We start from the raw sequence: 13,980 nt of genomic DNA, 5'->3' as shown, positions 1-13,980 counted from the left end.
GCGGTGAAGGTGCGGTGAAGGTGCGGTAAGCCTGCGCACGATCAGTTGGAGACGGCCCGCCGCCCGCAGCGGCCGTCTCGCACCACGAAGGTCTGTCGGGAACGGTGCTTGCTGCAATGCAGCTTCGATAAACACCATACCGGGACGATGACGATCCACATCGGCATATCGGGCTGGCGCTATGCGGGCTGGCGCGGCGTGTTCTATCCGAAGGGCTTGGCGCAGGTGCGGGAGCTCGAGCACGCGTCGCGCGTCGTCGATACCATCGAGATCAACGGCTCGCATTATTCGTTGCAGACCATCGGCAGCTATCGATCGTGGTATGAGGCGACGCCGGAGAATTTCGTCTTCAGCGTGAAGGGGCCTCGGTATCTAACCCACATGCTGCGTTTTCGCGACGACACGGCGTTGCCGGCGATTGCGAATTTTTTCGCGTCGGGCGTGTTGGCGCTCGAAGAGAAGCTGGGCCCATTCCTCTGGCAATTTCCTCCGAATTTTTCGTTCGATGCCGAGCGGCTCGACCGGTTCTTGGCGCTGCTCCCTCGCTCGATCGACGATGCGATCGCCCTGGCCCGAAGGCACGATGCGCGCGTCAAACGTCCCTGGTGCGAAACGAAGCGGCACGGCCCGCTGCGCCATGCGGTGGAGGTGCGGCATGCGAGTTTTTGCGGCGCTCAATTTCCTGACATTTTGCGGCGCCATCATGCGTCGCTCGTGATATCCGATTCGGTGGTGGGATGGCCGTACTTCGAGGACGTCACGGCCGACTTCGTCTATATGCGGCTGCACCGCACGGAAACGCTATACAGCGGCGCTTATTCGGAACCTGCGCTCGATCGCTGGGCCCAACGCATTCAGGCATGGTCGGTTGGCGAAGAACCGTGCGACGCCAAACGGCTATCGACCGCGCGGCCTGCCCGTGAGAGACGAGACGTGTTTTGCTATTTCGACAACGATCAGAAAGTGGAGGCGCCGTTCGATGCTCGAAGATTGAAGGCGCGGCTGAGCGGAGACATCGACCCATTGCCCATGCCGGCGCCCGCCCAGCGGCCGCGCCCGGCACGCGCTAAAGCAGTCGCGCCGAAAACGACTTAAAGTGGAACGCTTGCGCACTACCGCAGCGCGTACCGCCATCGCGGCCGATCTTATGTTCGGCCGTCCCACCCATGGACAGGAGCGATCCGATGAGCGTCGTCGTATCAGGATTGCAGCGAGCTTACGACGAGGTTAGGCGCTACAGCCTCGCGCTCGCCGAACCGCTTTCCGCAGAAGATCAGGGTGTCCAGTCGATGCCCGACGCAAGCCCGACGAAATGGCATTTGGCGCATACGACTTGGTTCTTCGAAACCGTCGTGCTCGCGCCGCATGCGCTGGGGTACCGGCCGTTCGACGAACGATACGCATACCTCTTCAATTCGTATTACGAAGCTTTGGGCCCGCGGCATGCCCGCCCGCAACGAGGCCTGTTGACCCGGCCGTCAGTGCGGGAAGTGCACGCCTACCGTCGTCACGTCGACGCATCGGTGGCGGCGTTGCTCGGTTCGGCGGACGGCGAGCTGGCCGGGATCGTAGAACCGTTGATTACGCTTGGCTTGCAGCATGAGCAGCAACATCAAGAGTTGATGCTGACCGACATCTTGCATGCGTTTTCCTGCAATCCGCTGTTGCCCGTGTACCGTGCCAAGCGCAACGACGCTGCGCACAAGCCGCTGCACTCGCAGCCGCTGGAGTGGCTGCCCCAAGCGGGCGGCGTCGCGCAGATCGGGCACGACGGCGAAGGTTTTTGCTTCGACAACGAAGGGCCGCGGCACCAGTACCTGTTGCGGCCTTACGAGATCGCTCAGCGCCTCGTCACGTGCGGCGAATACGCGGCGTTTATCGCCGACGGCGGATACAGGCGGCCAGAGCTCTGGCTATCGGACGGTTGGGCCGCGGTGCAACGCGAAGGCTGGAGTGCGCCGCTTTACTGGATGCCCGCCGACGATGCCGGGCGCGAGAACTGGCGCGTCTTCGGCTTATCGGGCTTGCATGCGCTCGATCCCGATGCGCCGGTGTCGAACCTGAGTTTTTACGAGGCTGCGGCGTATGCCGAGTGGGCCGGCGCGCGGCTGCCGACGGAGTTCGAGTGGGAGGCGGCGTTCGATGCCCCTGGCCTCGAACAGATGACGGGGCACGTCTGGCAATGGACGCGCTCCTCGTACGACCCCTATCCGGGTTTTCGTCCGTTGCCGGGGGTGGCGGCCGAATACAACGGCAAGTTCATGGTGGGGCAGCAGGTGCTGCGCGGCGGCAGCATTGCGACGCCGCCGGGACATACCCGCCCGACGTATCGCAACTTTTTCCCGCCGGCGGCGCGCTGGCAGTTTACGGGAGTACGCCTTGTACGAGACAACTGACGCATCCGCCCTGGTGGGCGCGGCGCCTCCGGGACGCCCGCATGCCGATCTTTCGGACAGCGCATTTTGCCGCGACCTGCTGGCCGGACTGTCGCGCTCGCCGCGAAGTATCGCGCCAAAGTATTTCTACGATGCGCAAGGCTCCGCGCTGTTCGACCGTATTTGCGAACTGCCGGAATACTATCCGACCCGCACCGAACGGCGCATTATCGAGCGATACGGGCGCGAAATGGCTGAAGTGATCGGCCCGCAAGCGGACATCATCGAATTCGGCGCGGGCTCGCTCGAGAAAATCCGCATCTTGTTGCGCACGTTCGAAGCACGGATGCTGCCGCGCCGCTATTTTCCGATCGATATTTCGGCGTCGCATTTGGAAGATGCCGCGCGGCGCATGCACGCCGAATGTCCGTGGCTGGAGGTGCGGCCCGTCGCGGCCGATTACATGAACGAAGCACAGCTGAAGGGCCTCGATGCGGCGACGGGGCGCCGCGTCGGATTCTTCCCGGGCTCGACGATCGGCAACTTCGACGAATACGAAGCGATGGTCTTCTTGCGCTTGGCTGCGCGGTTGCTCGAAGGCGGAGGCTTGCTCGTCGGCGTCGATCTCGTCAAAGATCCGCAAACCTTGCATCGGGCCTACAACGACACTCAGGGTGTCACGGCTGCGTTCAATTTGAATTTGCTGCGGCGCGCGAATACCGAGCTATCGGCCGATTTCGACCTGCGCGCATTCACTCACTATGCTTTCTACGAGCCGCGTAAGCGCCGGATCGAAATGCACCTCGTGAGCCAATGTGCGCAAACCGTGCGCGTGGCGGGAGAAAGCTTCGACTTCGAGGAAGGAGAAAGCCTACATACCGAGAGCTCGCAGAAGTTCACGATAGAAGGCTTTCGTAAGCTTGCCGTGACGGCGGGATTTCAACCCGGGCCTGTCTGGACCGACGAGGCGCGCTTATTTAGCGTTCACTGGCTGGGCAGCCCGGAGCGAGGGGCTGCTGGGGCGCCGTGATTCGCGACGCCCGGGCTGCGATTCATGTATCAGTCGTCGCCTCGGCCCCAGCCGTGATGTTCGCGCCACTCGTGTTCGCGCCATTGATGCTCGCGCCACTCACGACGGCGCCATTCGCGTTCACGCCAGCCGTCGTCGCCACCCCAATACCCGGTGACGACCGGCGCTGGCGCGTAGGCGACCTGAGGCGGTGCGACATACACGGGCTCGGGGGCGACGTAGACCGGCGAGGGAATGCCGATGCCGACGGCGAGATCGACGTGTGCCGATGCCGCTTTGGAGATCCCGAGCGCGGCGATACCTACGCCGAACATCACTGCGACGAGCTTCTTGTTCATTTGGTACTCCTTGCGCGCTGCATGCGCTCGTTTCTGTGGAAGACGAGCGCAGTGTAGAAGCGGACCCGCGATACATGTGAAAGCGGCATGCGAGATTCGTAACGCTGCATTACGGGCTTGCTTATGCGGGTCGCGCGGCCGCTGTGGCAGCGCATTCTTTCAGAATCCCCCCGATCGAAACGCTTCAGTGCAAGTGGAGCGTGCGTGCGGCGCTACGCTTGTCCCAGCGCCTGCCGCAACAACGCGTCGATGAGGCCGTTCATCCCTTCCGGGTGTGCCGCGGCGCGCTCCTTGAGGGTCGCGACGAGTTCGCCGTCGAGCTTGCAGGCGAACGGCACGAGCCCTTTCGCTTGATCGAGCTTGCGCTGCTCGCGGCGATTGACGGCCGAATCTAGCGCGCCTTTGCCGAAACGCTCCGAGTGCGCTTGCTTCAAAGATTGAGTGAGTTTGAGCGCCTTGTTCTTTTCAAGGTCGGTTTTCTTCATTGCCATGGAACACGTCCTGCGGTTGGGATCGACGAGTGCGTATTGTACGCAGAGCCAACCTCGCCGCCCCCGAATAGGCGCGGCTCAAGGATTCGCGTCGCGCCTGTCGGCTCGAATCAGGCGCGCGAGCTGTTTGACGAGCGGAACGAACAAAGACTCCGACGTATTCCCATACCCCAGCACGAGGCCGTTGTCTTGCGCTTGCGGCTTCAGGGCGAAGCGCGACAACGGCATCGGCGCCATGTCGTATTGTCGCGCCGCCTCGGCGATGCGTACGTCGGAGCAGTCGGCGGGCAGCTTGATGGTCAAGTGCATGCCGCTATCGCCCCCGGTAAGGGTATGCGGTACGGTCAAGTGTTCGGTCAATGCCGTGCGCAGCGCATCTTGCCGGCGCCGATAGAGACGGCGCATCCGCCCGAGATGCCGGCCGAACTGCCCGCTCTCGATGAATTCGGCCAATGCGAGTTGTTCGTAGCGATGGCCCCCGCGCAGCGTTTCTCGCAGCAACCCGCCGGCCTTTCCGAGCAACGCCTCGGGCATGACGAGAAAACCGAGCCGTAGCGACGGAAACAAGGTCTTGCTGAAGGTCCCGACGTAAAGCACCGGCGAGTGCGAAACGAGGCCTTGCATCGCACCGATGAGTTCGCCCGAGTGACGGTATTCGCTGTCGTAGTCGTCTTCGATGATCCATGCGCCGTGCGCTTGCGCCTTGGCGATGAGGTCGAGGCGCCGCGATACGGTCAGCACCGCGCCCGTGGGGTATTGGTGAGAAGGCGTCGTATAGATCAGCCTGGGCGTGTGCGTCTCCCATGCATGATCGGAGATGCACACCCCGTCCTGATCGACCCGGATCGGCACGATTCGGAGATCGCCGCAGATGAACGCGGATTTCGCGCCACGATAGCCCGGTTCTTCCACCCACGCGTGATCGCCGGGATTCGTCACGAGCCGCACGCACAACGACAGTGCCTCTTGCGCCCCCTCCGTAATGACCACCTGGTCCGGCGCGCAGCGCACGCCGCGCGCGACGGCGAGGTGACGCATGATCGCCTTGCGCAGGGCCAACTCCCCTTGCGGATCGCCGTACCCGAGCCCGCTCGCGCCCGCCGTGCGGATGGCGCGGTCCAGGCAATGCTTCCACGCGCCCAACGGGAAACGCGAGAATGCGGGCACGCCGGGCCGCAACGACAAAGTATCGGCTGCGCCCAATTGTGTGCCGCGAATCAGCGTGGCGCGGTTCGAAACTTTCGATGCGGGCGGGCGCCGGGCGTTACGCCGCGCGCCGTTTCGTTGTTCGAGCTCCGTTACGCGCGTGCCTTGGCGGCTCGGCTCGATAAAACCCTCCGCGCCGAGCAGCTCGTACACTGCGGTCACGCTATTGCGCGAAATGCCGAGCGCGACAGCCAGCGCGCGTGAGCCGGGAAGGCGGCAGCCGGAGGGGAAGCGGCCGTCCAAGATGGCGTCGCGGATGCGCTCGTGCAATTGCTTCTGCAGTGACACGCCACCCCGATCCCTGACGAGCGGCATTGCGAGCAAAAAATCGGTCACGGGGCTGACGAGTTCGTCGACGGCGGACATAGCGGGGTGCAGGATAAGGGCTAGGATGGATCGTGCTCGACGGCGCACAGCGCGTGGCACCATAGAATGGGTATTGCGTGGCACTTCCAAGCAGTCCACGGGAATTCTAAAGTTTTCCTTGCCATATGCAACCGGGAAAAGCGATGTCCACTGCAACGAACGAATACGGCCAGCCGATCGGCTCGCCCATGCCCGGCTGGTCGCCGCGGCCGTTACCCACGGCGGAAACGTTCGACGGCGCTTTTTGCCGCCTCGAACGTTTGAGCGCGGAACGTCATGCCGACGACCTCTATGCGGCCTATCGCACCGCGCCCGATGCGAGCGATTGGACTTATCTCAATGTCGGGCCGTTCGACGATCCTCGGGCGTACCGGCAGCATGCCGAGACCGCGCAGCGCAGCGCCGATCCGAGACACTATGCCGTCATCGACAAACGAACGGGCAAGGCGGTCGGCACGTTGGCGTTGATGCGCATCGACCCGAACAACGGCGTCATCGAGGTAGGATCGGTGACGTTTTCGCGCCTGCTCAAGCGCACGCCGATTTCGACCGAGGCGCAATTCTTGTTGATGGCATATGCCTTCGACGAACTCGGCTATCGTCGTTACGAATGGAAGTGCGACAGCTTGAACGCGCCTTCGCGCGCGGCGGCCGAACGGTTGGGCTTCAAGTTCGAAGGAATTTTCCGGCAGGCGTTGGTCTACCGGGGGCGTAACCGCGATACGGCGTGGTACTCGATCCTCGACAGCGAATGGCCTTTGCTGAAGCCAGCATTCGAGGCATGGCTCAGCCCCGAGAACTTCGACGAGCAAGGGCGGCAGCGGGCGCCGCTCAGTGCGGTGCGTCAGCGGTACCTATGATCGAGTGATCCAGGCGCGGGCAGGCTCCTGCCACTCATTCGGTCAGTGCCGAGATCGCATCGAGTTGCGCGTAGACGTCATTCGACAGACGGATCGTCGCCGCGGCAAGATTCTCTTGCAGATGCGAGACCGACGACGTGCCAGGGATCACTAAAATGTTCGGCGACCGATGCAGCAGCCATGCAAGCGCTGTTTGCATCGGCGTGGCGCCGATCGTTTCGGCGATGTGCGACAGTTGCGCGGATCGAAGCGGCGAGAATCCGCCCAGTGGGAAGAAGGGCACATAGGCGATGCCCTGCTGCGCAAGCGCATCCACGAGTGCATCGTCATCTCGATGAATCAGGTTGTAGTGATTCTGCACACAGACGATAGGTGCGATGCGTTGCGCCTCTTCGATCTGCTTCGCGGTGACATTGCTCAGCCCGATGTGCCGAACGAGCCCTTCTTGCGCAAGCTCGGCCAGCGCGTGCATCTGCCTCTCGATCGATCCTTCCGTGGGCGTATGGGGCGAGCCCATCACGCGTAAATTGACGACGTCCAACGCTTCCAGCTTCAAGTTGCGCAGATTGTCGTGCACGGCTTGGCGCAGTTGCTCTGGCTCCTGCGCCGGCCGCCACGAAGCGTCTTGCCCGCGAATCGCGCCGATCTTGGTGACGATGAGGAGCGATTCCGGATAGGGATGCAAGGCTTCGCAGATTAGCTGATTCGTGACATGCGGCCCGTAGAAGTCGCTCGTGTCGATATGATCGACGCCCGCGGCAAGGGCTTCGCGCAGAACGGCGAGGGCCGCGTCGCGGTCCTTCGGCGGGCCGAACACACCGGGGCCGGCCAATTGCATCGCGCCGTAGCCCATGCGCCGGACCCGGCGGTCGCCGAGCGTGAAGGTGTCATTGGTTGCAAGCTTGAACATCGCGCTCTCCTGGGTTGATCCAATGAATGATTGCGTCAGCCCCAGTATTGCTGTGATTGCGCCATTCGATAATCCGATTTAAGTTGCACGGGTTGTTCAAAATTTTGCACGATGACATGGATTTCAACGACCTTGCAGCCTTTGCGTCTGTCGTCCGGGCGGGCGGGTTTCGCGAAGCAGCCCGTGCGAGCGGCGTCTCGGCATCGAGCTTGAGCACTGCCGTGCGCCGCCTCGAGGCCAAGCTCGACTTACGCTTGCTGAACAGGACCACGCGCAGCGTCGCACCGACGGAAGCGGGAAGACGCTTGCTCGAGCGCATCACGCCGCTTTTCGGTGAAATGGAAGCTGCGCTGGACGTGCTCAACGTGTTCCGCGACAAGCCTACCGGCACGCTGAGGCTGAACGTATCGGCCAGCGCCGCCTGGGTCATCCTGCCCGACATCGTTGCCTCGTTCATGAAGGCGTACCCCGGCATTCGGGTCGAAGTCATCGTCGAGGACGGTTTCGTCGATCTGCTTTCCATCGGATGCGACGCAGGCATTCGCTACGACGAGCGGCTCGAGCAAGACATGATCGCGATCCCGATAGGCCCGCGCACGCAGCGATTCGCGACGGCCGCCGCGCCGAGCTACCTCGATGCGCATGGCCGGCCGGAGCACCCGCGCGAGCTGTTGTCGCACGCTTGCTTGCGCGGACAATTTTCAGGCGGTGCGATGGCGATGTGGAATTTTGAGCGCGGCGACGAAGTGTATCGGTTGGATCCACCCGGGCCGTTGCTCGTCAAACCGGTCGCGGCGCTTGCGCTCGCGGTCGACATTGCGCTCCGGGGCGGCGGTATCGTGCATCTGTTCGAAGACGTGCTGCGCCCTCACTTGGACGGCGGCGGGCTCGAGCGCGTACTCGAGCCATGGTGGCAGTCCTTTCCCGGTCCTTTTCTCTATTATCCAGGCCATCGGCACGTGCCTGCGCCGTTACGGTCGTTCATCGACTTCATCAAGCAGCATTGACGGTGCGCCGTGTCCTAGATTTTCTTTACCCTCGCTCAACTAATCGTCGTTTGTCAGCGCCGCCGAGTTGGCGGATATTGCCTCCCGACGCGCTTGCGCATGTCAGCCTATTACCGGCAGTGCATGCGGCTTCGCAAGCGCATCGATCGCGCGCCGAGTCACCTCGTTCCGTCCCAATCATCTAGGAAAACTATCGAAATGAAAGGTATTGTTCTGCGTGTCATCGCAGCCGCGACGCTTGCGGCGAGCCTATCCCCGTCGACGGGCTTGGCGGCCGCCGGCACGCAAAGCGAGCTCAGGCGATCCGTCGATGCGCTCATCGAGCCCATGATGCAAAAAGAGCGCATTCCCGGCATGGCGGTCGGCGTCATCGCAGCGGGCAAGTCGTACGTCTTCGATTACGGCGTGGTATCCATCGACACGCGGCGGCCCGTGACCGACGATACGCTGTTCGAACTGGGCTCCATCAGCAAGACGCTGACGGCGACGCTGGCATCGTATGCCGAGGTCAGCGGCGATTTATCGCTGTCCGATTCGACGAGCAAGCACATGCCGTCGTTGGCGGGCACGAAATTCGGCGACGTCGAACTCGTCAACTTGGGCACGCACACCCCTGGCGGCGTTCCGTTACAGGTGCCGGATGAAATCGAGAACGAGGCGGATTTGATCGCTTACTTGAAAGCCTGGCGACCGAGTTATGCCGCCGGAACATATCGCACTTATTCGAATCTCGGGATCGGCCTACTCGGCGCGATTACCGCAACGACCATGGGCGGGGATTTCAAATCGTTGATGCAGCGGCGGCTCTTCCCTGCGTTGGGAATGAAGCAGACCTATATCGACGTGCCCGCAGCCCGGACCGTCGATTATGCGCAAGGCTATACGAAGCAAGGTGCCCCCGTTCGCATGAAGCCGGGGATGTTGTCCGCGCAAGCGTACGGCGTGAAGACGACCGCTGCGGACATGCTGCGCTTCATGCAAGCGAACATGAACCTCGTCGAGCTGGACGACAAGTTGCAGCGCGCCGTCACGCGCACCCATACGGGCTACTTCCAAGTCGGACCCATGACGCAGGACTTGATATGGGAGCAGTACGCCTATCCCGTGACGCTCAGTGCCTTGCTGGAAGGCAACTCGGCCGCCGTGATCCTTCATCCCACGCCGGTATCGCGCTTGTCTCCGCCGCAGGCGCCGATTTCGGATGTGTGGATCAACAAAACGGGCTCGACCAATGGCTTCGGCGCTTATGTCGCTTTCATTCCGAAAAAGCAAATCGGGATCGTCATGCTCGCGAATAAGAACTTCCCGATCGACGAGCGTGTGCGCGCGGCGTATGAAATATTGAGCGCGCTTGCAGCGCAATGAGAATAAGAGCGGAAAAGACGATGGACCGCTATCATTGCCTGTCTTATGCTCGCCGAGCGTAAATGGCAAAGAAGCGGTCGATTTTTTGAAATGCAGAGAAAAATAGAACAAAACCTAGGATTGGCGACGGACCTCTTGCTCCATGCGGAAATCGGCGTTGTGGCGCGCGAGGGGCCGTATGTCGTCATGCGCACCCCCGAAGCGCCCGAATATTTCGCGGGCAACGCGCTCGTGCTGGAGCACCGGCCGTCGAATGACGAGCGCGGACGATTGGAAGCCGATTTCGTGCGGTTGGTCGGCGCGCCGCCAGAGGTAGCACACTGCGGCTTCTCGTGGCCGGAGGATGCCGCCGGTCCCGCCGATCTCGACGCGTACTTCGATCACGGCTATACGGCATCCGTCTGCAGCGTGCTCGTCGCCGAGCGCGCAGGGTTGCGCGCGGCCGCGGTCAACTCCGCAGTTCAGGTTCGGCTATTCGAGTCCGATCGCGACTGGGATGATTGGGCGCGCATTTCGCTCGCGGAGATGCCCGATCCGGCAAGCGAGACGTCGCGCCGGTGCGTCCAATATCAGCGCACCGCTTATCGCCGGCTGATCGACAAGCAGTTGGGCAATTGGTGGGGCGCATTCATCGGCGGCGAGCTCGTAGGAAGCTTGGGGTTGTTCTTCTTCGGGCGCATCGGCCGCTTTCAGTCGATCGTCACGCGCGCGGACCAGCGCAATAAAGGCGTCTGCCGAACGCTCTTGACGGAAGTCGCCCAACGCGCGGCGGGCATGCGCGATCGGCTCGTGATCGTTGCCGACGAGTCGTACCACGCGTTGCGCATCTACGAAGCGCTTGGCTTCGCACGGGAGGCCCGCATCGGCAGCTTGTGCCACATGCCCGCGAGCGTGCCCGCTCACAGCGAAACGTAGCTCGTTATACTGCTGGCGCTCGCATTGGAGTTGCCTATGTATTCGCCCGTCAGCGGCGGTTCGGGCGTGCCGTCCTTGGATGCCGTGCCCGAACCGCCGAGCGCCACCGTTCCCATCTCCTTGGTGAAGGCTTTCCTCGCCGGCGCCGACGCACGCCCCGATACGATTCGCCGCTATCTGGAGCGGGCCGGCATCGCGGAACAGTTGCTGACCGAGCCCGGTGCGCGCGTGACGGAAGAGCAGTTTTCGACGCTGTACCAAGCACTGGCGATTGCGCTCGACGACGAGATGCCCGGTTTCTTCAGCCGGCCGCTGCGCAGCGGAACGCTCAAATTCCTATGCCTGAGCCTGCTCGACGCGCGCAACCTCGAAACGGCGCTGCATCGCTTCTCGCAGTTTTTTCATATCGTTCTGGACGATTTCCGTATCGCGTCGCGGCGCGATGGGCCTATCGCGCAGTTGACCTTGGCGCCGAATCCGGCGTTCGAACGCATCCGGCCGCTTGGGCATGAGCTGATGCTCAAGCTCGCACATGGCGTGGCCTCTTGGCTCATCGGCCAGCATATTCCTCTGCTGCAAGTCGACCTCGCTTGCGCGCGCCCGGCGCACGCCCTCGATCATCGTTATTTCTTTTCCGGCCCCGTGAGCTTCGATCGCCAGGCCACGTTGATGCGCTTTAGCGCCGCCTACCTCGATTTGCCGATTCGGCAGAGCAAGCGCAACTTGCGCCGCTTTCTCGCGCGCGCCCCGGGGGATTGGATTTTCGGTTCGTTCAGCGAGCAGTTGGTCAGTCACCGGGTGCGCCAATATTTGGCGGCTCGCTTGCCCGATCTGTCGACGATCGAACAAGCGGCAGCCAACCTGAATTGCTCGGTGCGCACGCTATGCCGTCGCTTGGCCGCCGAAGATACGACGTTTCAAGCGTTGAAGGACGAATTGCGGCGCGACGTCGCCATTGCGCGGTTGACGGAAACGGACGAGACGATCACCCAAATCGCGGGCGACATCGGCTTTGACGATCCCAGCGCATTTCACCGCGCGTTCCGCCACTGGACCGGCAGCACGCCCGGCACCTATCGGCGCCGCGCTTAGCGCGGCTCCCCGTCGATCCGCGCTTGCTGCACCGCAGGGCCGCCGCCCTGCGCGTCCACGTGCCGGTAATCGAAATGGTGGCAAGATATGTCAGTACCCGGTCCGGTTTAGCCAGTCCATGACGCCCGTTTGCCGGTACGATCGGAGAATTGCCATTTCAGGCTGGCCGCAATTGTCATGTCCGCCAACCTGAACGTTCCCTCTCTTCATTTGGACAGTCCGTAATGAGCTACGCCGCCCCGATCAAGGACATGCTGTTCGTTTTGGAAGAATTGGCCGATATCGCCAAGATCGCAGAACTGCCCGGCTTCGAGGAAGCCGGGATCGATACCGCGCAAGCGGTGCTCGAAGAATCGGCCAAGCTATGCGGTGAGGTGCTGGCCCCGCTGAACGTCGAGGGCGATCGCAACCCCAGCACTTGGAAGGACGGTGTCGTGACGGCCACCCCCGGTTTCAAGGCGGCTTTCCGGCAGTTCGCCGACGGCGGCTGGCAGGGCGTCCAGCACCCGATCGAATACGACGGGCAGGGGCTGCCGAAACTGATCGCGACGCCTTGCATCGAAATGCTCAATGCGTCGAATCTGTCCTTCGCGTTGTGCCCATTGCTGACCGATGGCGCCATCGAAGCGCTGCTGACGGCCGGCAGCGAAGCGCAGAAGCAACTGTATGTGCCCAAGCTGCTGTCGGGCGAGTGGACGGGCACCATGAACTTGACCGAGCCGCAGGCGGGCTCGGACCTGGCGCTCGTGCGCACGCGCGCCGAGCCGCAGAGCGACGGCGCCTACCGCCTGTTCGGGACCAAGATTTTCATCACTTGGGGCGAACACGACATGGCCGAGAACATCGTCCATCTCGTATTGGCGCGCACGCCGAATGCACCGGAAGGCGTGAAGGGCATCTCGCTGTTCATCGTGCCGAAGTTCTTGATCGATCAAGACGGCGCGCTCGGCGATCGTAACGATGTCCATTGCGTATCGATCGAGCACAAGCTCGGCATCAAGGCGAGCCCGACGGCCGTGTTGCAGTTCGGCGATCACGGCGGGGCGGTCGGATACCTGATCGGCGAAGAGAATCGCGGGCTCGAATACATGTTCATCATGATGAACGCGGCGCGCTTCGCGGTGGGGATGCAAGGGGTCGCGGTTGCCGATCGCGCTTATCAAAAGGCCGTCGCCTACGCCAAAGAGCGAGTGCAAAGCCGTCCCGTCGACGGTTCGGCCAAGCAAGCGGTGACGATCATTCATCACCCCGACGTGCGGCGCATGCTCGCGACGATGCGCGCCTTGACGGAAGGCGCGCGCGCTCTCGCCTACGTGGCGGCGGGGCACAGCGATATCGCGCATCACGGCGTGAGTGAAGAGGCGCGGGCCAAACACCTGGCGGTTTACGAATACCTCGTGCCCATCGTCAAAGGATGGAGCACCGAGATGTCGCTGGAAGTGACGAGCCTGGGCGTGCAAGTGCACGGCGGAATGGGATTCATCGAGGAGACGGGCGCGGCCCAATACTATCGCGATGCGCGCATTCTGCCGATCTACGAAGGCACGACTGCAATTCAAGCGAACGATCTCGTGGGCCGCAAGACGCTGCGCGATGGCGGCGCGGTGGCTCAGGGCCTGCTGCGCGAAATCGACACGACGATCGAAGCGTTGCAAGCGCATGCCGCGCAGCCGTTGCGCACGATCGCGACGCATCTTGAAGCCGGCCGGGATGCCTTGGCTCGCGTCGTGGCTTTCGTCGTCGAACACGGAAAACGCAACCCGAATGCCGTCTTCGCGGGCAGCGTGCCTTACCTGAAATTGGCCGGGCTCGTCTTGTCCGGGTGGCAAATGGCGAGAGCGGCGCTGGTTGCGCAGGACAAACACGACGCGGATCCTTCGTTTTACGGCGCCAAGGTCGCCACTGCGGCGTTCTTCGCCACGCATCTGCTGCCGCACGCAGCGGCGCTCGAAACCTCGATCGTCAGCGCGCAGGTAGGCGACGGGATCGGTTTGACCGCCGAACAGTTCTAACCGCGACGAAGAA

Annotated in this window: 12 protein-coding genes and 1 pseudogene; 9 read left to right on the top strand and 4 right to left on the bottom strand. The window is 62.6% G+C overall.

Annotated elements, in window-relative coordinates; translation table 11 throughout:
* Positions 1-147 precede the first annotated feature (147 nt).
* The 3 genes from QQS38_RS04690 to egtD all read left to right on the top strand — a co-directional run bounded on the left by QQS38_RS04690 (position 148) and on the right by egtD (position 3,405).
* Positions 148-1,095 (top strand): DUF72 domain-containing protein, encoded by a 948-nt coding sequence (locus QQS38_RS04690; RefSeq protein ID WP_479644210.1) that lies wholly within the window; start codon positions 148-150, stop codon positions 1,093-1,095.
* A 71-nt stretch (positions 1,096-1,166) separates the two neighbouring features.
* Positions 1,167-2,396: an ergothioneine biosynthesis protein EgtB gene (gene egtB, locus QQS38_RS04685; protein WP_479644209.1), complete on the top strand. Its 1,230-nt coding sequence runs from the start codon at positions 1,167-1,169 to the stop codon at positions 2,394-2,396.
* Positions 2,397-2,409: 13 nt separating this feature from the next.
* Positions 2,410-3,405 carry an L-histidine N(alpha)-methyltransferase gene (gene egtD, locus QQS38_RS04680; RefSeq protein WP_479644531.1) on the top strand — a complete coding sequence of 332 codons (996 nt, stop codon included), beginning with the start codon at positions 2,410-2,412 and terminating at the stop codon, positions 3,403-3,405.
* Positions 3,406-3,434: 29 nt separating this feature from the next.
* On the opposite strand, the gene QQS38_RS04675 is transcribed toward egtD, so the two are convergent.
* The 3 genes from QQS38_RS04675 to pdxR form a co-directional block, all read right to left on the bottom strand.
* Positions 3,435-3,743 carry a hypothetical protein gene (locus tag QQS38_RS04675; RefSeq protein ID WP_479644208.1) on the bottom strand — a complete coding sequence of 103 codons (309 nt, stop codon included), beginning with the start codon at positions 3,741-3,743 and terminating at the stop codon, positions 3,435-3,437.
* Positions 3,744-3,955: 212 nt separating this feature from the next.
* The gene (locus QQS38_RS04670; protein WP_479644207.1) at positions 3,956-4,234 is read right to left on the bottom strand and encodes a hypothetical protein; all 279 of its coding nucleotides are present in this window, start codon (positions 4,232-4,234) and stop codon (positions 3,956-3,958) included.
* A 78-nt stretch (positions 4,235-4,312) separates the two neighbouring features.
* A complete protein-coding gene (gene pdxR, locus QQS38_RS04665; RefSeq protein WP_479644206.1) occupies positions 4,313-5,806 on the bottom strand; it encodes a MocR-like pyridoxine biosynthesis transcription factor PdxR in 1,494 nt (497 codons plus the stop codon).
* Positions 5,807-5,949: 143 nt separating this feature from the next.
* On the opposite strand from pdxR, the pseudogene QQS38_RS04660 reads away from it, so the two are divergent.
* Positions 5,950-6,651 (top strand): annotated as a pseudogene (locus tag QQS38_RS04660) (GNAT family N-acetyltransferase); the annotation flags it as partial.
* A 49-nt stretch (positions 6,652-6,700) separates the two neighbouring features.
* Here QQS38_RS04660 and QQS38_RS04655 read toward each other — a convergent pair.
* A complete protein-coding gene (locus tag QQS38_RS04655) occupies positions 6,701-7,576 on the bottom strand; it encodes an aldo/keto reductase family oxidoreductase (RefSeq protein ID WP_479644205.1) in 876 nt (291 codons plus the stop codon).
* Positions 7,577-7,692: 116 nt separating this feature from the next.
* Between QQS38_RS04655 and QQS38_RS04650 the strand changes: the two genes are divergently transcribed.
* From QQS38_RS04650 to QQS38_RS04630, 5 genes are all read left to right on the top strand, one after another.
* Positions 7,693-8,583 carry a LysR family transcriptional regulator gene (locus QQS38_RS04650; RefSeq protein WP_479644204.1) on the top strand — a complete coding sequence of 297 codons (891 nt, stop codon included), beginning with the start codon at positions 7,693-7,695 and terminating at the stop codon, positions 8,581-8,583.
* A 198-nt stretch (positions 8,584-8,781) separates the two neighbouring features.
* A complete protein-coding gene (ampC, locus tag QQS38_RS04645) occupies positions 8,782-9,948 on the top strand; it encodes a class C beta-lactamase (RefSeq protein ID WP_479644203.1) in 1,167 nt (388 codons plus the stop codon).
* 90 nt (positions 9,949-10,038) lie between these two features.
* Positions 10,039-10,863 carry a GNAT family N-acetyltransferase gene (locus QQS38_RS04640; RefSeq protein WP_479644202.1) on the top strand — a complete coding sequence of 275 codons (825 nt, stop codon included), beginning with the start codon at positions 10,039-10,041 and terminating at the stop codon, positions 10,861-10,863.
* 36 nt (positions 10,864-10,899) lie between these two features.
* Positions 10,900-11,955 (top strand): AraC family transcriptional regulator, encoded by a 1,056-nt coding sequence (locus tag QQS38_RS04635; RefSeq protein WP_479644201.1) that lies wholly within the window; start codon positions 10,900-10,902, stop codon positions 11,953-11,955.
* A 224-nt stretch (positions 11,956-12,179) separates the two neighbouring features.
* Entirely contained in the window at positions 12,180-13,967 is a 1,788-nt protein-coding gene (locus QQS38_RS04630) for an acyl-CoA dehydrogenase (RefSeq protein ID WP_479644200.1), read from the top strand.
* Positions 13,968-13,980 lie beyond the last annotated feature (13 nt).

It is taken from the genome of Trinickia sp. Z7, assembly GCF_056498045.1.
The sequence above is the reverse complement of the archived record's forward strand: the minus strand, read 5'-3'. Positions and strand labels throughout refer to the sequence as shown.

What these genes read in the sequence shown, in the direction of transcription:
- QQS38_RS04690 (WP_479644210.1), top strand. Translation starts at nt 148, where the DNA reads ATGACGATCCACATCGGCATATCGGGCTGGCGCTATGCGGGCTGGCGC.
- egtB (WP_479644209.1), top strand. Translation starts at nt 1,167, where the DNA reads ATGGACAGGAGCGATCCGATGAGCGTCGTCGTATCAGGATTGCAGCGA.
- QQS38_RS04675 (WP_479644208.1), bottom strand. Translation starts at nt 3,743, where the DNA reads ATGAACAAGAAGCTCGTCGCAGTGATGTTCGGCGTAGGTATCGCCGCG.
- QQS38_RS04670 (WP_479644207.1), bottom strand. Translation starts at nt 4,234, where the DNA reads ATGGCAATGAAGAAAACCGACCTTGAAAAGAACAAGGCGCTCAAACTC.
- pdxR (WP_479644206.1), bottom strand. Translation starts at nt 5,806, where the DNA reads ATGTCCGCCGTCGACGAACTCGTCAGCCCCGTGACCGATTTTTTGCTC.
- QQS38_RS04655 (WP_479644205.1), bottom strand. Translation starts at nt 7,576, where the DNA reads ATGTTCAAGCTTGCAACCAATGACACCTTCACGCTCGGCGACCGCCGG.
- QQS38_RS04650 (WP_479644204.1), top strand. Translation starts at nt 7,693, where the DNA reads ATGGATTTCAACGACCTTGCAGCCTTTGCGTCTGTCGTCCGGGCGGGC.
- ampC (WP_479644203.1), top strand. Translation starts at nt 8,782, where the DNA reads ATGAAAGGTATTGTTCTGCGTGTCATCGCAGCCGCGACGCTTGCGGCG.
- QQS38_RS04640 (WP_479644202.1), top strand. Translation starts at nt 10,039, where the DNA reads ATGCAGAGAAAAATAGAACAAAACCTAGGATTGGCGACGGACCTCTTG.
- QQS38_RS04635 (WP_479644201.1), top strand. Translation starts at nt 10,900, where the DNA reads ATGTATTCGCCCGTCAGCGGCGGTTCGGGCGTGCCGTCCTTGGATGCC.
- QQS38_RS04630 (WP_479644200.1), top strand. Translation starts at nt 12,180, where the DNA reads ATGAGCTACGCCGCCCCGATCAAGGACATGCTGTTCGTTTTGGAAGAA.